Source organism: Dyadobacter sp. CY356 (genome assembly GCF_021440195.1).
Classification (GTDB): domain Bacteria; phylum Bacteroidota; class Bacteroidia; order Cytophagales; family Spirosomataceae; genus Dyadobacter.
In genome coordinates, this window is sequence record NZ_JAJTSZ010000010.1 from 66,953 (window position 1) to 86,489 (window position 19,537).

Sequence of the window (19,537 nt, forward strand, 5' to 3'; positions counted from 1 at the left end):
TAACACAGCCAGACTTCCGTGCTATATGCCTTGGATTTTGGCTGGACACCAAACCATTTTAAACGTGAATATTTCTGGCCCAAAAAACTTTTTGGACCTTCCGTTTTAAGGTTTACCTATTAAAGCTGACGGGATGAAATATTTTAATTGGCCATTATCTTTAAAAACTGAGCTCTGCCCTGAAATCAGGTTTGTCATAGGAAAAAGAAAACTTTGCGCCAATCATTTCAGCGAGCCTGCTGACAATCCATAGACCCAGCCCAAATCCGTCACCATAAGAATCCTGTTTGCTGAATTCGTTGGAGAGCAAGATAATATCGTCTATTTCAAATATGGACGGATTTTGAATTTGAAGTGATACAAAACCCAAAGCTTCTTTTATCTCAATACGTATGACAGATTCCGGGCGGCCATGTTTTAACGCATTTTCAAGTAAATTTAAAAGAATGGTTTTGAGATGTGACCTATCTGTGCAGATATCGAATTCTCCATTCTCAGGCGTCAGTACGATTTTAAAAGTCTGCTGTTTTAACTGCGCTTTTGCAGCCAGTCGTTCTAAAATTTCTATTGCAACTTCGGGCAGGTTAACAACCGTTTTATTGAAAACCAACACGCCTGATCTAAGCTGGCTCATTAATAAAAAATCGTTCACAACTTTATTAAGCCGCTGAACTTCTGTGATCTGATTTTCAATAACGGGTTTTACTTCGGATGGTAAGCGGTCGTTTTGAAGTATTTGTAATTCTGTCAGCATCACACTCAATGGTGTTCTGAGCTCATGTGAAGCTGAGGCGAAAAAGGCGTTCTGCTCCTGTGCCTGCTTTTGGATCCGGGTCAGCATCTTATTGAGCGAACCGGTTAATTTATGTAGTTCATCTTTTACAGAAGGCTCTTCAAGCAATATGATCTGATTTTGTAAACTGATATCGTCGGCCTTTTTTACTATGTTTTCGATGGGGCGCAAAAGAAATCCGGAAAGGAAATAGCCAATAAAAAAAGCGGGCAAAAACGAAAGTGGAAAATATAGGAACAATATGATTTTAAGCCTGTTAATATCCCGTATTAATTCTGTGGCAGGAAGCACGTAAAGTATCCTGATAATACCACCTGTTTCCGGTTTTGTTGTTAATTCTTTCCAGCGCCAAAGCAAAAGACTAGCGGCATTTTCTGATTTTTGAACCGAAACGGGCAGATTATTAAAAAGGGTATCCTGTTTGTTATTGGCCTGATAAATCAACCGGAAATATTCTCCCTGGGCCGGAAGCGGAATGGTAAGAGGATTAATATCGGTTTCCCGAAGAATGGCGTTTCCCTGTGTCTGAAGCCGGGCGTCGAAGCTTTTTTCAAACTGGCTTTTAACATTTGAATATAGTGTAATACCGGTGACCAGTAAAAAGCAAAGAAATACAAACCCAAAAATAAGCCCGAACCTGAATCTGAGACTTGAATAAAATGGGTAGGCTACATGCGTTTTCATAACGATGATTTCGTTCCGGTGAGTTTGTAGCCCACACCGATAACGGTTTCGATAAGCGAATTTTCAAAACCTTTGTCAACTTTTCTGCGCAGCTGGTACATGTATACCTCAACAATATTGCTTTCAGGATCAAAATCCATATTCCAGACATTTTCCAGAATCTGGTTTTTGCTGACCACCCGGTTTGTATTTCGCACCAGATATTCCAGCAGCGCAAATTCTTTTGCGGTCAAAAGAATTTGTTTTTCTCCACGCATTACCTGGCGCGTCATCAGGTCAACGACCAGGTCATTAACGCTGATCCTGGTACTTTCCACAGCATAAATTTTGCGTTGTAAAATACGTATTCTGGCCAAAAGTTCTTCCCACTCAAAAGGCTTTTTGATGTAGTCCACCGCACCCAGATCCAGCCCTTCCACAATCTGGGACGTGCCGCTCAGTGCGCTGACGATGATGACCGGACTTGAAATTTTGAAAGCTCTCAGGTTTTTTAAAATATCAATACCAGTCATGCCTGGAAGCATTAAATCAAGAAGTATCAGATCAAAAATTTCCGATGCGGCTTTGTTGAGTGCCTCGGTGCCGTTATTGGAAAGCTGAACCTGATAGCCGGCCTGTAAAAGGCCTTGCTGCATAAACCCGGCCAGTTTCGGTTCATCTTCAACGACTAGTATTTTCATGAATGCTGGTTTTTATGTAATTGACAAATTCAGACTAACGTATCTTGTAGGTAACACTGTCAATCTGAATAGAACTGGGTTTTACAATTTTCTGTCGTGATAATGATAGAAATCCTTCGGTCGAATCCCGCATCTGGCCCTTCACAATGATTATTTTTGCCTGGCTTATTAAAGGTAATAACGTGCGCGCCATATGCGGAGGCAGCGAAACGAGTTTTCCTTCTAGTACGAAGCTATTTTCCCGGCCATCTTCTATACTAAAATCTTTGGATGGCTTTCCTTTTATTTCAACTTCAAGCCCTTTTCTGGGCAAAGGCGCAGGAATCTGGCTTAAATCCAATAAGATTTTGGAATCTTTACTTTGTAAATATTTTAGTTCATATCGATCTTGCTTATCGTGGCCGGGAAGCTCTTTCTGGCTTACTGTTGCCTCAATTGTATGATTGATTCCGGCAGCTGCCGTTACCTGTCTTGCCGTGTGAGGAGGAAAATGCAGCCAGACTTTTTTATCATCTTTTGATAGTAATATTTTATCAATATCGCCATCGTGGTTACTTCCATATTTTAATATAACTCCGCTGATGATGAGCTGCTTTTCAGGCGAAATATGATGCTGCGGATGTTTTTTTTCTGATAATACCGTTTTTTTTGATTTGTACACAAGCCATCCTGCCGCCAATAAAATCAGCAGCAGGATAATTCCTTTTGATTTTGATATAAACTGTTTCACTCCGATTCAGGATCGTATGTTTCTTTCATGAAAAGCAGGCAGATCACGAAGGCTAATGCTGCAACAGCGCTAAGAAACAAAAAAGCATACCTGAAAGAAAACATATTGGCAATATATCCTCCGGTTACATTACTCAGTGAAGCGCCAAGTCCTATCGCAGTGATTAATATGCCATTTGCAAGATTAAAATGTCCTGATCCTTTTGTCAGATCGGCGATAATTAGAATGCTTACCACTCCGAAAATGCCTGCCGAAAGACCATCAAGTATCTGTACCGAGGTGATAAAATACGGATTTGGACTTAGTGTATAAAGCATTCCGCGCACAGGCAGGGCTGCAAAGCAGATGAGCATAAGCCATTTTCTTCCGTTTGTCGATTTTCGGCTTGACCACGCTGCGGTAGGAACCATCACCAGCTGTGCAATGACAATACAAGCAGACATATAAACCGAGGCATCTACTTTATTTGCAGAAACAATGTATTGCCCGGCAAGTGGCAGCATGGCTGCATTGGCAAAATGATACAATACACAGCAGGTGGTGAAAACCAGGAAAAGCGGATTTGATATGATGGCCGAAAGTGAGCCCGAATCCTGTGCTTCGTCCTTTGATGAACTGCCTCTGGAAAGTCTGTAATCAATTTGCTCATTATTAATGAAACGAAGAAAAAACACACTGGCAAAAGAAAGTAGAAGCGTGAAAATGAATATCCCCCTAAGCCCCAGATAATAACCGATCAGTCCTGAAATCACGGCTGAGCTCACATTGCCGCTATGGTTAAACATCTCATTGCGGCCCGTTCGCTGTTCCAGTTTTTTATAACCTACAAGTCCTAGTGTCATTGCGGCAATCGATGGCGCAATAAATGTGGCAGCGATACCAACAATAACCTGACTGACTACAACAACAGTGAAGCCGGGTTTTATCAGAATCAGAAGCGTTCCGAAACCTATCAGCAGACTGGCAATGGCGACAATTATCTTTTTATTCTTAAAACGGTCAACGAAAGCACCTGCCGGAGTCTGTACGATAACACCTGCAAAGGTTGCAATCGAGGTTACAATACCGATATCTTTCAAATTCCAATGCTGGGATGACAGCAGATAAATACCCAGAAAAGGGCCGATACCGTCGCGCACATCGGCGAGTGTGAAATTGATAAAATCAAGTCCACGAAGCGACCTGGATTTAGCACTTTGTGTCATGCTTTAAAAATAAAATAGACAGCACCGACCAACAGCACAAACCCGATCAGATGATTGGTTGTGAACTGTGTATTTTTAAAAACCGTTACTGAAAATATCATAAAAATAATCAAAGTGATCACCTCCTGAATAATTTTGAGCTGCACCAGCGAAAATGGTCCTCCCATTTCAGATGAGCCGATACGGTTGGCCGGAACCTGGAAACAATATTCAAAAAATGCCAGTCCCCAACTCAGAAGAATGATCATCCAAAGCGGTGTGGAAGCATGGTTTCCAGCCTTGCTGAAAAATTTGAGATGGCCATACCAGGCCATAGTCATGAAGGCATTTGAAAGAATCAATAGCCCGATCGTTGAAAGATATTTGCTCATAATGTTCGTGTTTTGAAAAAATAAGGCAACAATTATGCCGCCTTATTTTTAGCTGATTTGTGGATTATCGCACCAGATATTGCTGTCCATTGATCGTGATTGTGGAGCAGCGGATCACCTTATAATCTTCCAGCGCAACTTCTCCCTGCTGCTTTGTTTTCTGGCTTCCGGAATAGGCAATGGCTGTTCCTTTCGTAACCGAATTTTCAATTTGCGAAGTTACATGCGGTGGCAGCCGGAGCACTGTTTTGTTGTCGACAAAAAGTCCGTTTACTCTTCCTTCCCGGTCTTTTTGTAAGGCTGTTACTTTCCCGTTTCCTGTAATTACGGTTTCCTGAACTGGTGCAGGCAATGCAGCCGGAGGTGTATCCGTTAATGTTTTGCCTCCGGCAGTCAAATTTACCATTCTGATTTCTTTGGGGCCTAAAGGCGGGTTTTCCAAAACACCTGAAACGGTTACCTGTGAACCTGGTTTTGTTAAGGCAGAAATCTGCGTTCCCATGTGCGCCGGGAATTTAACCAGCAAACTATCAGTTCCGTTAAGTATGTAAAAACCATCAAAGGTAAAATCGTTGTTTCCCTGCAATTTGACAACCTTACCCTGAAAAGTCGTCACGGCACGGAGTCCGGTTTCACCCGGTACAGGTGCGCCATGGACCGGACGTGGCCCTGGACCCGCTGGCCCTGCCAACACTGGTCCGGCAGATGGGCCGGCAATTTGTGCAAATACGTTTGTGCTGCAAGTCAGGCCTGAGATGAACAATGCAGCTAATGCTAATTTTTTCATGATTTTTTTTGTTGAAATGATTCTTGTTTTATTTTCGAATCAAAAGTAGGAATGGGTGATAAGGCTGATATGAGCATCAGATTAATTTTTATTCATATGAAAAGCATAATTCATTTTGAACAATTCCTGACCGGCGCCCAATATGATTTTTTAAATAAAAAACCAAAATATTGCAAGAGGTTGAGGCTTGAACTTAACTTTTGTTTTGATGAAATTTTTAACTTTGAACATGGATTATAAAGAAAGAGGGAAGGATATGAATGGAAGGATTGTTAATCTTTATGTAAGAAGTATTATTTGGCTGGCTGTTTCCTGCATATTTTCAACTGCTTCTTTGGCGGCTGAAAGTGGGCGTGTATTGAGGTATTCAATGAAAGAGGGTTTGTCTTTTGGGATAGTCAACAGCATTGTGCAGGATGATAAGGGCCTTATGTGGTTTGGAACCGGCGACGGGCTCAACCGGTTCGACGGTTCATCATTTAAAGTATTCAGAAACAACCCGGACAACAAGCAAAGCTTGTCGGGTAACTACATTAAATCCGTTTTTAAGGATAAGGAAGGCACAATCTGGACTACATCCAGAAACGGGCTAAACGAGTTTGTTTCGGATAAGGGGATATTCAGACGGTATGTGCCAAAGCCCCGCCAAAATGAAGGAGGAAGTGATGTCAGCGATATTTCTCAGGCAAGCGGCGGTAATCTGTGGGTCTCGCTGAATGGAATGGGTTTTTCTCTATTCGAAAAAAAGACCAGGCGTTTCACTTATTTTAACCAGAAAACGCTGCCGGAACTTGGTACCAATTCTATATTAAATGCTTTTGAAGATTCGCATGGTCTGCTGTGGCTGGGAACCCGGGAGTCGGGGATTGAGGTCTTTAAAATCGCTGAGAAAAATAAACTCGTCAAAGCCAGACTGAATCTTCAGAATATTCCTCAGACGCGGATTCACAGCATTTATGAAGACCACCTGGGCAACATCTGGATTGCTTCCTCAAAGGGTCTTATACTCTTCAAACGCGATCAGTCCAGATTCTATGTTCTGCATTTGCCTGCCAATGTCAAGAGTGATATTTATTTATCACTGCTTGAAAATAACCACGGGCAGCTGCTGATCGGTGTTCAGGAAGCCGGGCTTTATAGTCTGGATCTGGCTCAGTTAAATAACGTTGAGCCGGAAAAATTTTCCTTTGAAAGCGTTAATGATTCGCATAATGAAGGTATTACAAGAAGATCGGTTCAGTCCATTTATATGGATAAAGACAAAAATATTTGGTTTGGGACCTATGGCGAAGGTGTATACCTGATCAGCAGCATCCCGGAAAAATTCAGAAATTTTGAAAAGAAATTGCAGGATTCGCGCGCGGAAAGCTACCTGCGTTACTATGGAATGTGCGTTGATTCCAAGGGGAACATGTGGCTGGGAACCGATGGGGACGGAATTTACAAAACCAGTAGTGCGGGTGAGGTTATCAAACATTATTCAGCTGGCTCCGGCGCTGGAAGTCTTAGTGATGGTGCCGTAATTGCAGCCTTCGCGGGCCGCGATGGGTATCTTTGGTTTGGGACCTATTCAAAAGGCCTCTTTTTATACAATCCTGCCACAGATTCTTTCAGACAATATGCCAATGTTGCCGGAGATCCTTCAAGTCTTTCAAAAAATGATGTCAGGGTGATTTTTGAAGACAAAAAGGGCAGGGTTTGGGTAGGGACGAATGGGGGAGGCCTCGGCCTTTTGAACAGAGCTACCGGGAAATTTACTCATTTTAAAACCACAAACAGTACGATCAATTCCAATGATGTGCGTGCTATTGCAGAGGATCAAAAAGGGAATCTGTGGATTGGTACCTATGGAGGCGGACTTAATTATCTGGATGTAAATACGATGATTTTTAAATCCTTTTTCAGCGATCCTGCCAGGAGCCCTTATCTGTCGAACCATATTGTTTTATCACTGTATTTTGACAAAAACGAAAGACTCTGGGTGGGATCGGATGGGAACGGCCTTTTGATTTTAAACACAAAAACCAAAAAAACTAAACACTACACAGAAAAAAACGGCCTGGCCAATGGTGTCATTTACGCAATTCTGGCTGAAAGTGATGATAAAGTCTGGTTTAGTACAAACAAGGGCATTTCACGTATTGATCTGAGTACCAACAGAATTGCTCATTATGATCAGAGTTATGGCTTGCAGGGTGGACAGTTCAATCCCAATGCTGCGCTTTATAACAAAGCCGAAAAATCTATGGTTTTTGGCGGAACCGAAGGGTGGAATCTTTTCTATCCTGAGGCCGTGAAACCATCCTCCTACAAGCCACAAGTGATGATAACAGGTTTGCAATTGTTTGGTCAGCAGGTAGAAGTAGGAGAGAGAAAAGACGGAAAGGTCATTTTGAGCCAGGGGATTGGAAACCAAAAGGAGATTGTATTGCAACCAAACCAGTCTGTTTTTTCGATACAGTATACCGCGCTGAATTATGCCTATCCGGACCGAAACAACTTCGCATATATGCTTGAAGGGCTTGATAAGGATTGGAACTACGTACAGAATGACCGCTCGGCAACCTATCGTTATCTGCCTGCCGGCGACTACATTTTCAGGGTGAAATCTACCAATCAGGATGGTGTTTGGTTTGATAATGCTGCAACGCTCAAAGTAAGCATATTACCTCCCTGGTATCGGACCTGGTGGGCTTATTTGTTATACGTAGTCATTTTTGTAACTATAATCTATTATTACCAACAGTACCGCATCCGGCAGACTGAACTAAGATATGAAGTTCAGATGGCACATTTTGAAACAAGAAAGGAAAAGGAATTAAATGAAAAGAAACTGGCCTTTTTTACCCATATCTCCCATGAATTCAGAACACCGCTTACGCTGATAATCAATCCGGTAAAAGAATTGTTAACAAAGGCCGATCAAAGAAATACTGATAATCAAAGCCTGAATATTGTTTACCGCAATGCCAAACGCTTGCTGAGTCTGGTGGATCAGCTGCTGCTTTTCAGGAAAGCTGATCTGAAAGCCGACAAACTAAAACCAGCGCAGCACAATATTGTAAAACTGGCGTTGGAAGTCTTTCATTGTTTTACCCATCAGGCCGAACAAAAAAATATAACCTATCAGTTCGAAAGTGAAAACCAGGATCTGGAAATTACAGCAGACCGTGAAAAAATCGAAATTGCTCTTTTCAATCTGGTATCTAACGCGATCAAGTACACACCAAAAAACGGCGTAGTAAATCTGCAAATTTCTGATCTTGGTGACAAAGTTCAGATTCTGGTGCGTGATTCCGGGTCAGGAATTGCAAGCGAGGCAGGCGATAGCATCTACACAGTCTTCAACCAGTTTCAGGACAGCAGATTTCCATCCAAAGGCGGTTTTGGTATCGGGCTTTATCTGACCAAAACATTTGTAGAAAGTCATTTTGGTGAAATATCCTACGAGTCGGTCTTGGGAAAGGGAACTTCATTTAAAGTATTACTTTGGAAAAAACATCCTGAACTGATCGCCGAAAATGTAGTAAACCAAATCACGGAGGGCGATTCTGTTCTGCTGGGCGAATTGTCAGAAGACGATATCCTGCTAGCTTCGTCTTCTATTTCCAAACATCAGATGGTGGTTGATGAGCTGAGTTCCGATATTAAATCCATGCTTATTGTGGAAGATGATGAAGATATCAGACAATATATCGGGCAGGCGTTTGCCAGTAAGTTCAAACTTCTTCAGGCAGATAATGCAGAAGAGGGGCTTGTGCTGGTTCGCAAACATTTGCCGGATATGATCATCAGCGATGTGATGATGAGCGGTATGAGCGGGATTGAAATGTGCAGCCAGATCAAAGCTGATATGACATTGAGCCACATCCCGGTCATTTTGTTGACAGCGAGTACCTCTCAGGAAACAAGATTGAAAGGTATTGAAGGTGGAGCAGACGATTATATCAGCAAGCCTTTTGACAAGGCCATGCTCATGGCGCGTGTGGATGCAATCCTGAAAAGCCGGAATGATCTGCAAAAGTACTTTTACAATGAAATCACCCTTCAGGCCAATGATTTTAAGATATCCGCTGAATACAAAGAATTTTTAAAAGAATGTATCCGGGTGGTCGAAAGCCATCTGACTGATACGGGTTTTTCTATAAAAGTCCTGGCTGCCGAAATAGGTATGAGCCAGTCAACCCTGTATAACCGGATCAAGTCAATTTCGGGGCAGTCGACCAACAGTTTTATTCGATTTATCAGGCTTAGAAGAGCGGCACAAATACTGATTACAACGGACATTACAATTTCAGAAGTTGCCTATCAGGTTGGGATTAACGATATCAAATATTTCCGGGAGCAATTTCACAAATTGTTTGGTATGAAACCTTCTGAATATGTGAAGAAATTTAGAAATCCGTTCCATGAAAACTTCCAGGTAAACAGAGGGGTTTTTCAAAATAAATTGGATAATTGATCGATTAAATTAAAAATATCAAGTTCTAAATGGCCGATTTTCTCCGAATCGGCCTTTTTTTGTTTAAATACCCCCTTCTTAATGTGAGAATGACCCCCGCCTGTAAAATACAAATAATCATACTTTTGATTGATCAGTTTATAAAATCAGCAGGGGTTATGTTATGATGTTATTATTCCAAGATGAGCCTGTTTTAAGGTTTTCAAAAGTTTTGAGATTATCTAAGTTTCATTTCTTAACCAGGTCTGGCAGCCAATTATCCTAATTATTCAATTATTTATCTATGAAGAAATCTTTTCAAAAAAGCGTAGTGTTTTCTGGTTTTCCGTTGCGGAACACAGGTAAAATACTAAGGCAGTTTCAGCTCTGTGCGCTGCTGCTTATGATGTCACTTTACAGTTTTGCCCAGACCAGCTTTGTTGTCAAAGGGGTGGTAACTTCTGAAAACGGCGAAGCGCTGCCTGGCGCGAGTGTGATTCTAAAAGGTACTTCCACAGGGACAACGACCGACATAGACGGGAAATTTACGCTGAATATCACAGATGGAAACAGTACGCTCGTATTTACTTACATCGGTTATATCAACCAGGAAATTGCCGTTGCAAACCGAAGCCAGATTGATGTAAAGTTGTTGAACAATGATAAAACGCTGGACGAAATTGTGGTTGTAGGGTATGGTACCCAGAAGAAAGCCACACTGACAGGCTCAGTTTCCGAGGTGAAAGGTGCGGATATTGTTAAAAGTCCGCAGCCCAATCTTTCCAATTCCCTTGCAGGCCGTTTTTCCGGATTTGTAGCCAATAACCGTGGTGGAGAGCCGGGGTATGATGGTTCGAGTTACACCATACGTGGTTTTGCCTCTACCGGAAATAATGACGTTCTGATCGTTGTGGATGGTATTCCCGGCCAGGTTGGGGGTTTGGATCGTCTTGATCCTAATGATATTGAAAGCGTTTCGATCCTGAAAGACGCTTCGGCCGCAGTGTATGGTAGCCGGGCTGCCAACGGGGTTATTCTGGTAACAACCAAAAGAGGGACCACCGGAAAGCCTCAGATATCTTACAGCTTTAATCAGGGTTTTTCTTCTCCTACCAGATTGCCGAAACTGGCTGATGCGCCAACTTATGCGACAATTTTGAATGAAATTGATTACTATAATAACCCTTCGGGCGGTATGAACCAGTTTTATACACAGGAGGAAATTGAGAAATTCAGAAACGGGTCAGATCCTTTGAAATATCCGAATACGAACTGGCAAAAAGAAACTTTGAAAAGTTTTGCGCTCCAAAATAAGCACAACCTGGCTATCAACGGAGGTACGGATAATGTTAAATATTACGTTTCGCTTGGGACTATTTACCAGGACGGTCTTTACAAAAACGGAGCTACAAAATACAAACAATACAATTTCAGGTCGAATGTTGATGCCAATATTACCAAAGATTTTCAGGTAACTCTATCGCTTTCAGGTCGTCAGGAAAACCGCGAATTTCCGGTTTCATCCGCAGGAAATACCTTCCGTTCTATCTACCGGGCATATCCGACAGTGATTGCACGTTATCCAAACGGATTTTACTCGACTGGTGTGGAAAACAGCAACCCGGTTGTTTTGGGAACAGACATGGGCGGTACGACAAGCAATCCGACTTCGGTGTTTAACGGGATTGTGCGCGCCAGTTATAACCTGCCATTTGTGAAAGGACTTTCTGTTGATGGATTTTATTCGGTTGACAAGTCGTTTAATTTTTCTAAAACTTTCAGCGTTCCTTACACGCTCTATAATTATGATCAGGCAACAGATGCTTACACTTCTGTGGTAACAGGCGGGTCTGCGGGCGCGGCTTCATTGTCGCAATCACAGCTGAATATCACCAATATTACCCAAAACATCAGAGCGAGTTTTGTTCGCCAGTTTGGTAAACATAATGTAAATGCCTTTGTAGCTTACGAACAAAACAAACGTAATGAGATTTCTTTTGGCGCTTCAAGGATTAATTTCCCGACTGTTTCAACGCCGGAACTTTCTCAGGGAGGTGCTGCGGCCACAGACAAAAATAATTCAGGAAGCAGCTTTAATTTCACGCGTAAAAGTGTAATTGGACGGATTGCTTATAATTTCAGTGAAAAATATCTTGCAGAAGTGCAGGCTCGGATGGATGGTTCTTCTGTTTTTCCAAAAGGAAATCAGTATGGTTTCTTCCCTTCTGTTTCAGCCGGTTACCGGATTTCAGAGGAAGACTGGTTTAAAAACAGCGTTTCATTTATCAACGACCTGAAATTAAGAGCATCCTACGGTTCTTTGGGAAATGACAATGTTGGGCAGTTTCAATACTATAACAACTACTCCTTTAACAATCAGTACGTAACCGGTGCCAATGTGATCACGCCGGGTATCGACCTGACTAAACTGGCTAACCCTGATATCACCTGGGAAGTTGCCAAAAAGATGGATCTTGGTATCAACGCGGTTTTCCTGAAACATTTCAATCTGGAATTTATCTATTTCCAACAAAAACGTTCGGATATTTTGGCTTCCAGAAATGCCTCGATTCCTAATACTTCGGGTATCGTAAATCCTTTTAAAACTGATTCTAATACGCCATTGGTACCAGACCAGAACATTGGAAAAGTGAACAGTTCTGGTGTTGAGGCTACCCTGGGTTATAACCATTCAGGAACATTCCGGTACAGCATTTCGGGAAATGTGACTTATGCAAAGAGTAAAATTGTTTTTATTGATGAAGCTCCCGGTGCATTGGAATATCAACGCCAGACCGGTGGGCCGCTTTATACCAATTTACTTTATAACGCAACCGGCATTTTCCGTACACAGGCAGAACTGGATGCAACACCGCATCTTCAGGGCGCTCAGCTTGGTGATTTGATTCTGGAAGATTACAACAAAGACGGTAAGATCACCGCAGATGATCAAACCAGAACACCTTATGGAAACGTTCCTCTTTTGACTTACGGAGTCGTTTTTAACGGAGGTTACAAAGCTTTTGATGCGTCCATCGTGTTTGCAGGACAGGGCATGGTGAGCCAGTATGTGCTTCCAGAGTCGGGTCAGGTTGGTAATTTTTACAGCAGCTGGGCAGATAACCGTTGGAGTCCAACCAATCAGGACGGTTCTTTTCCAAGAGTCGACACACGATCGTCTTCCTCCATTAACGGTGGACTTTACAACAATACTTTCTGGCTTCAGAATGCATCTTTCATTCGTTTGAAAAATATCGAAGTGGGTTATACATTACCAAAACCAGTGTTGTCAAAAATCAGAATTTCTTCACTAAGAGTCTATGCCAGTGCCTTTAACCTTTTCACCATCACAGGTGTGAAGGATTATGATCCGGAAGGCAATAGTAATAGCGGTCAGTTTTATCCTCAGCAAAGGATACTGAATCTTGGTTTAAATATTAAGTTTTAATTGAAATCATCATGAAGAAATTAAAAAATATCTCAATTGCCATCCTGTGCGCAGCTTTTGTCTGGATGGTCTCAGCTTGTCAGGAAAATTTCCTGGATGTAGTGCCGACAGACCGCGTTTCGGACGCGTCTATCTTATCAGATTCTGTTCTTTTTGAAGCTTATGTGATCAACAGATATCTTGGTACAAGACTTACGGACAAAGAAGCAGAAGGAACCCTGCCAGGTTTTGGACGAGGTTTTGAATATGCCATGTGGTCATCTTTGACAGATGAATCCATTTATAACAATGATGACAATACCTGGCTTATTCAACGCGGACAGATTGCTCCGGAAAATACAGGTATTGCAGGTGCATTCTGGGGGAGAAGTTACCGGAGTATCCGCGAGATCAACTACGCGCTGGCAAATGTTGACAAGGTCCCGATGAGCCAGGGCAAGAAAAACAGACTGAAAGGAGAACTTCAATTTTTAAGAGCTTTCCGTTATCACGACCTGATCCGTAATTATGGAAAAGTAGTATTGCTGGGAGATAAGGTTTATGAGCTCAGTGATGACCTGACGAGCCAGGACCTTTTTACCCGCTCTGATATCAAAGCAGGTATAGACTATGCCACGTCGCAACTTGACCAGGCTGCTGCTCTTTTACCGCTGGACAATGATAATAATGCATGGAAACTGGGCAGGGCTACAAAAGGTGCTGCGCTGGCTTTGAAGGCAAGATTGTTATTGTATGGTGCGAGTCCTCTTTATAATGCTGCTACCTGGCAGCAGGCAGCTACTGCGGCAAAAGCGGTGATGGATCTTAACAAATACAGTTTATATACTGGCGGTTACGGTAAAATATTCACCACAACAGACCATTCTGAGATTATCTTTGGTCGTCTTTATGCGGTGGGCGCACGTCATGTGTGTCTGGAAATTGCCAACGGGCCAAACAGTTATAACGCCTGGGGAGGAAATGTTCCTGTGCAAAATCTGGTGAATGATTACGAAATGATGGACGGGTCGCGGATTACAGACGCCGGGACAAGTTTTGACCCGCAGGATCCTTACAAAGGAAGGGATCCAAGGTTTTATGAAACTATCCTTTACAATGGTGCAACCTACCGAGGAAGTACGATTCAAACCTTCACGCCGGGCGGAAAGGATAGTAAAGACGGTCCGTCTAACTGGAACACTTCAAAGACAGGATATTACCTGAAAAAATTTATGAACGACAACCTGCCGATTGATAATCCATGGGATGTTGCCGGTACGCAAACCTGGATCTATTTCCGTTATGCTGAAATCTTGCTGAATTATGCAGAGGCGCAAAATGAGGCTTCCGGACCTGACGCATCAGTTTACGCGGCAATTAATTCGATCAGACAGCGGCCGGGTGTAATGATGCCTGTAATTCCTGCGGGATTATCCCAGGCGCAGATGCGCGAAAGGATCAGAAATGAACGCAGGATCGAGCTTGCTTTTGAAGAACACCGTTATTATGATGTCCGCAGATGGAAAACTGCTCCTGTAACTGAAAATGTACCAGCCTATGGAATTGAAATCGGAAAAAGCGGAAATGCTTTTACCTACACCCGAAAAGAGGCTTTAACAGGTCGCACATTTGCTGATAAGCAATACTGGCTGCCCATCCCACGCGGAGAAATTCAGGCTTCCAATAACAAACTCGAACAAAATCCAGGTTACTAATACACCAGCCATCTTTTCAAAATCAGAAAAGGTGGCTGTTTTTTTTCATCCCTGATTAAAATTCTTATGTCATTATTTTTTCAATTTCCCCCTAAACTTTTTCTATCTGCTTTCCTGATATCCATAACATCATGCTCCGGTAATGATTTGGAAGAGAAAAATGTTCCGGCAAAAGCAGTTCCGGTAACAGTTACGATCAATCCTGATAAAACCTATCAAACCATCGATCACTTCGGAGCATCTGATGCGTGGTCGTGCCAGTTTGTAGGCAACTGGCCTGATTCTAAAAAGAATGCGATTGCAGATTTATTATTCAGCCGTGACACACTTGGCAGCGGGCAGCCCAAAGGAATCGGATTGTCGCTTTGGAGATTTAACATTGGGGCTGGTACTGCCGGGCAGGGCGAGGCAAGCGGTATAAGAGATGAATGGCGCAGGGCAGAATCATTTCTGAATGCTGACGGAACCTACGACTGGAACAAACAGGCAGGGCAGATATGGTTTTTGAAAGCAGCCAAAGAACGTGGTGTAAATGAATTTCTGGCGTTTCCAAACAGTCCGCCTGTTCAATTTACCACCAACAAAAAAGGATATGCAAGCAATGGAAAACCAAACCTGACTGCTGAAAATTTTGGAAAATTTGCTGATTTCCTGGCTGAAGTGGTTCAGGGTGTCCGCGAGAAAACAGGAATTTCTTTTGATCATATCAGTCCTGTAAACGAGCCTCAGTGGGACTGGAGTGATGCGGGGCAGGAGGGAACTCCGTTTTATAACAACGAGATTGCAGGAATAACGCGTGCGCTAAGTGCATCTTTGATCAAAAAAAATCTATCAACTAAAATTGATGTGGCCGAAGCGGGACAGATTGATTATTTGTATTCTGATTTCAACAAACAAGGTCGGGGCAGTCAGATCGACGCATTTTTTAATCAGAAGTCTGCTGATTATATTGGTAATCTCCCCAATGTAACACAGGTAATTTCCGGCCACAGTTACTTCACAACGTCTCCTTACAAAAGTGCAGTTTCAAAGCGTCAGGAAATTGCCAGGGCCTTACAGAAAACGCCTGGCATAAAATACTGGATGTCTGAATATTGTATCCTTGGCGATAATGATGGCGAGATCAAGGGTGAAGGAAAAGATCCGGGGATTGATCCCGCGCTCTACATTGCCAAAGTGATACACAACGATCTGGTTAATGCCAATGCGTCTGGCTGGCACTGGTGGACTGCTATATCTGCGTATGATTACAAGGATGGTCTTATTTATATTGATAAAAATAAAACGGATGGTGATTACAAAGCTTCCAAAATGTTATGGGCATTGGGTCATTTCAGCCGTTTTATTCTGCCGGGTGCAAAGCGGCTGGAAGTTACTGTTTCATCGGGAGGTGAGGGTTTACTGATTTCTTCATACAAAAACACTGACAACAAACTGGTGACGGTGATAGTCAATCCGCAGTCAAAACCAGCTGAATTTGCATTGGATTTGAAGGGGAATAAACTTTCAGGTTTGAGGTTGTATAAAACTTCTTCCAACGCAGATCTGCAAGCCATAGGCACCATACCTTCCACAGGGATTGTGACCATGGAGGAAAAAAGTATTTTAACTATTGTTGGTGAGATGAAGTGAAATGATGAAAAACTGGATAAATAATTCTTTCTGACGAAAATATTTTATTAACCTTGCCATTGAAATCAAGGAGAATAAAAAATATTTACCCGAAACAAAAGTATTATTAAACAAAAACCAATGGAACAAGGAGTGTATTCCGTGATTGCAGGCAGTGGGAGCTACATTCCAACACGCAGGATTTTAAATGAAGATTTTCTTTCCAACGTGTTTTATGAGCGATGTGGCGAAAGGATCGCGAAAAAAAATGAAGATATCATTCGGCAGTTTAAAAATATTACCGGCATTGAGCAGCGCCGTTATGTTACCGACGAACTGATTTCATCGGATATAGCTTTTCTGGCTGCCAAAAATGCTTTCGAAACTTCCGGGATTGATCCTGAAACGATCGATTATATCATTGTGGCGCACAATTTTGGTGATATACCTGCTGATAACCGCCGCAGTGAAATGGTTCCTTCGCTTGCTTCGAAGGTTAAAAACCATCTGCAAATACAAAATCCATATACCGTTGGCTTTGATCTGATTTTTGGTTGTGCAGGTTGGTTGCAAGGTATGATTCAGGCTGATACTTACATCCGATCAGGTCTGGCCCGGCGTGTGCTGGTGATTGGTACAGAAACACTGTCTCGCGTCTGCGATCCGCACGACAGGGACGGTATGATTTATGCTGATGGCGCAGGAGCAGTCATTATGGAAGGTATTAAAAGTGAGCAGCCGGTTGGTATTATCGCGCATACTGCCAAATCTTTTACGGACGACCTGGCTTATGTGCTGCAAATGGGTGCTTCATTTAATCCGGAATATAGCGGGAATGAAACATTCCTGAAGATGAATGGCAGAAAACTTTACGAAGCTGCCTTGAAAACAGTTCCGGTCATTATCAAAGAATGTATTGATAAATCAGGCCTTTCTGCCAGCGATATTTCACAGGTACTGATCCATCAGGCCAACGAAAAGATGGATGAGGCAATACTGTCGCGTTTGTTTGCCCTTTATGGTCTGGAAGCTTCTCCAAAGGATATCATGCCCATGACCATTTCCTGGCTGGGTAACAGTTCAGTGGCAACGCTGCCAACGCTTTATGATCTGATCTCCAAAGGGAATTTTGAAAATCAGGCATTTGAAAAAGGTAGTCATGTTGTTTTCGTATCGCTTGGAGCGGGTATCAATATGAATGTGGTAGTTTACAAAATACCTTGACTGTTTTAACAGACTAACAGGCTTACCGCTACAATTAATCTAATTTTAACAAACAGGAGCAGAAACACAGAGATGCAGCTGATCACGTATCAAATGCATCTCTGTGTTTGGTATCGTCAGAGACGTTTCCGATTATTATCCAGTCAATCAATCTGAAATTTGTTGAATTGATTATAAAAAAGCTCTTCTGGATCAAAATTTAACTTTTTTGTGATATTATTTAGTTATTTGTAGTCTTATAATTGAGTAGTTTTAACAAAAAAATCAGAACTACGAATGAAAAACAGCAAAGTATTGGTTTGGTCAATCGTTGTGGCACTTGGAGGTTTTCTCTTTGGTTTTGACACAGCAGTGATTTCAGGAGCAGAAAAAGCCATCCAGATTTTATGGCAACTCACAGCCGTTGAGCATGGCTTCACCGTATCCATCGCGTTAATCGGAACAGTTATTGGCGCCATGCTTGGCGGTATTCCAGCAGACAGGCTGGGGCGGAAAAAAACTTTATTCTGGATCGCTGTATTATATCTTGTCTCATCTCTGGGTTCAGCTTTGTCCAATGACTGGTATTTATTTCTGTTGTTCAGATTTATGGGTGGTCTGGGCGTAGGAGCTTCTTCTGTGGCTGCACCTTTGTACATTTCCGAAATCTCACCTGCCAAATCGCGTGGGAAAATGGTGGGCCTGTTCCAGTTTAATGTGGTTTTCGGAATACTGATCGCTTACTTTTCAAATTATTTCATGCAGGATCTTGGAGAAAATGCCTGGCGTTGGATGCTTGGTATACAAGCCATTCCTTCCTTGATTTTCCTTTTGGCAATACTGTATGTTCCGGAAAGTCCGCGCTGGCTGGTTATGAAAAAAGGTAACCTTGACCAAGCGCGCCAAATTCTGGAACTGATCGATCCCGGAACAAGTGAAGAAACGCTTTCCGATATTTTGAAAAGTACAGCAGAGACACAAAGTCAGCCCAAAGCGCGGTTATTTTCAGCTAAATATAAATCACCTGTAGGACTGGCTGTGATGTTTGCTATTTTCAACCAGGTATCGGGTATTAACGCAATTATTTATTACAGTCCCCGTATTTTTGAAATGACAGGACTTGGAACGAAGTCTGCCTTTCTTTCCTCGGCAGGTATTGGTTTTGTCAACTTTGCATTTACGCTGTTGGCTATCAATTTTATTGACCGCTTCGGAAGAAGGACCCTGATGCTGATCGGTTCTGTGGGGCTGATTATTACTCTGAGTCTTGTAGCAAGAGCATTTTTTATTCAGGATTTTTCAGGCGTACCTGTTTTCCTTTTTGTATACATCGCCTTCTTCGCTTTTTCACAAGGTGCTGTGATCTGGGTATTTATATCAGAGATCTTCCCAAATGAAGTACGTGCAAACGGCCAGGCACTTGGTAGTTTTACCCACTGGTTCATGGCTGCAGTGGTCGCCTTCTCGTTTCCGATTATTTCTGAATTTTTAGGGGGTGGTATCACCTTTTCTTTTTTTGCGGTGATGATGGTTTTGCAGCTGATTTTCGTCTGGCGTGTAATGCCCGAAACAAAAGGTACTTCATTGGAGGGACTGGAAAAAACCATGGTTTTACACTAATTCCATTCTACAAAAATTGCAATAGCAATTGTAATTTTGGAGAAATGTTATAGGATATGTTTCCATCAGGCAAACAGCCCGGTGGAACACCCATGATTGTGGTGACTCATTTAAAAAATTTTGGCCTGACCCCGACTTTTATCAGCAGGTATGCTCATACGATCTTTGCGAAGGGCTTACAGACTATCTTAAACAAAAGGGATCATAGACCAAATTTGTCTATATCTGACACACGCATCTGATTGGTATTGTTAAAGTTAATCTGACAAA

At 42.3% G+C, this 19,537-nt stretch carries 12 protein-coding genes; 6 read left to right on the forward strand and 6 right to left on the reverse strand.

The features are described from left to right. Positions 1-160: 160 nt before the first annotated feature. The 6 genes from LXL81_RS25355 to LXL81_RS25380 all read right to left on the reverse strand — a co-directional run bounded on the left by LXL81_RS25355 (position 161) and on the right by LXL81_RS25380 (position 5,250). Entirely contained in the window at positions 161-1,477 is a 1,317-nt protein-coding gene (locus LXL81_RS25355) for a HAMP domain-containing sensor histidine kinase (protein ID WP_234650201.1), read from the reverse strand. Continuing rightward, complete coding sequence (locus tag LXL81_RS25360; protein WP_234650203.1) at positions 1,474-2,157, reverse strand: response regulator transcription factor; 684 nt, start codon at positions 2,155-2,157, stop codon at positions 1,474-1,476. Before LXL81_RS25360 ends, LXL81_RS25355 begins: the two co-directional genes overlap by 4 nt. 34 nt (positions 2,158-2,191) lie before the next feature. After that, positions 2,192-2,887, reverse strand: a complete 696-nt coding sequence (locus LXL81_RS25365) for a hypothetical protein (RefSeq protein WP_234650206.1) — start codon at positions 2,885-2,887, stop codon at positions 2,192-2,194. Further along, positions 2,884-4,092, reverse strand: coding sequence for an MFS transporter (locus LXL81_RS25370; RefSeq protein ID WP_234650208.1), 1,209 nt, complete (start codon positions 4,090-4,092; stop codon positions 2,884-2,886). The genes LXL81_RS25365 and LXL81_RS25370 overlap by 4 nt, the downstream gene beginning before the upstream one ends. Next, a complete protein-coding gene (locus tag LXL81_RS25375) occupies positions 4,089-4,463 on the reverse strand; it encodes a DMT family protein (protein WP_234650210.1) in 375 nt (124 codons plus the stop codon). Before LXL81_RS25375 ends, LXL81_RS25370 begins: the two co-directional genes overlap by 4 nt. Positions 4,464-4,527: 64 nt before the next feature. Then, positions 4,528-5,250 carry a hypothetical protein gene (locus LXL81_RS25380; RefSeq protein WP_234650212.1) on the reverse strand — a complete coding sequence of 241 codons (723 nt, stop codon included), beginning with the start codon at positions 5,248-5,250 and terminating at the stop codon, positions 4,528-4,530. A 208-nt stretch (positions 5,251-5,458) separates the two neighbouring features. Between LXL81_RS25380 and LXL81_RS25385 the strand changes: the two genes are divergently transcribed. The 6 genes from LXL81_RS25385 (at position 5,459) to LXL81_RS25410 (ending at position 19,267) form a co-directional block, all read left to right on the forward strand. Then, on the forward strand, positions 5,459-9,712 hold the full coding sequence (locus LXL81_RS25385; protein WP_234650213.1) for a two-component regulator propeller domain-containing protein: 4,254 nt from the start codon (positions 5,459-5,461) through the stop codon (positions 9,710-9,712). Positions 9,713-9,995: 283 nt separating this feature from the next. After that, positions 9,996-13,139, forward strand: coding sequence for a TonB-dependent receptor (locus tag LXL81_RS25390; RefSeq protein WP_234650215.1), 3,144 nt, complete (start codon positions 9,996-9,998; stop codon positions 13,137-13,139). Positions 13,140-13,150: 11 nt separating this feature from the next. Beyond that, positions 13,151-14,833, forward strand: coding sequence for a RagB/SusD family nutrient uptake outer membrane protein (locus LXL81_RS25395; protein ID WP_234650217.1), 1,683 nt, complete (start codon positions 13,151-13,153; stop codon positions 14,831-14,833). A 66-nt stretch (positions 14,834-14,899) separates the two neighbouring features. Then, positions 14,900-16,465, forward strand: coding sequence for a glycoside hydrolase (locus tag LXL81_RS25400; RefSeq protein WP_234650220.1), 1,566 nt, complete (start codon positions 14,900-14,902; stop codon positions 16,463-16,465). A gap of 120 nt (positions 16,466-16,585) precedes the next feature. Further along, complete coding sequence (locus LXL81_RS25405) at positions 16,586-17,668, forward strand: 3-oxoacyl-ACP synthase III family protein (RefSeq protein WP_234650221.1); 1,083 nt, start codon at positions 16,586-16,588, stop codon at positions 17,666-17,668. A gap of 276 nt (positions 17,669-17,944) precedes the next feature. After that, the gene (locus LXL81_RS25410) at positions 17,945-19,267 is read left to right on the forward strand and encodes a sugar porter family MFS transporter (protein ID WP_234650223.1); all 1,323 of its coding nucleotides are present in this window, start codon (positions 17,945-17,947) and stop codon (positions 19,265-19,267) included. Positions 19,268-19,537: the final 270 nt, after the last annotated feature.

Coding starts and splice junctions, on each gene's coding strand:
- LXL81_RS25360 (WP_234650203.1), bottom strand. CDS start 2,157: ATGAAAATACTAGTCGTTGAAGATGAACCGAAACTGGCCGGGTTTATG.
- LXL81_RS25375 (WP_234650210.1), bottom strand. CDS start 4,463: ATGAGCAAATATCTTTCAACGATCGGGCTATTGATTCTTTCAAATGCC.
- LXL81_RS25405 (WP_234650221.1), top strand. CDS start 16,586: ATGGAACAAGGAGTGTATTCCGTGATTGCAGGCAGTGGGAGCTACATT.
- LXL81_RS25380 (WP_234650212.1), bottom strand. CDS start 5,250: ATGAAAAAATTAGCATTAGCTGCATTGTTCATCTCAGGCCTGACTTGC.
- LXL81_RS25370 (WP_234650208.1), bottom strand. CDS start 4,092: ATGACACAAAGTGCTAAATCCAGGTCGCTTCGTGGACTTGATTTTATC.
- LXL81_RS25400 (WP_234650220.1), top strand. CDS start 14,900: ATGTCATTATTTTTTCAATTTCCCCCTAAACTTTTTCTATCTGCTTTC.
- LXL81_RS25385 (WP_234650213.1), top strand. CDS start 5,459: ATGAAATTTTTAACTTTGAACATGGATTATAAAGAAAGAGGGAAGGAT.
- LXL81_RS25395 (WP_234650217.1), top strand. CDS start 13,151: ATGAAGAAATTAAAAAATATCTCAATTGCCATCCTGTGCGCAGCTTTT.
- LXL81_RS25410 (WP_234650223.1), top strand. CDS start 17,945: ATGAAAAACAGCAAAGTATTGGTTTGGTCAATCGTTGTGGCACTTGGA.
- LXL81_RS25390 (WP_234650215.1), top strand. CDS start 9,996: ATGAAGAAATCTTTTCAAAAAAGCGTAGTGTTTTCTGGTTTTCCGTTG.
- LXL81_RS25355 (WP_234650201.1), bottom strand. CDS start 1,477: ATGAAAACGCATGTAGCCTACCCATTTTATTCAAGTCTCAGATTCAGG.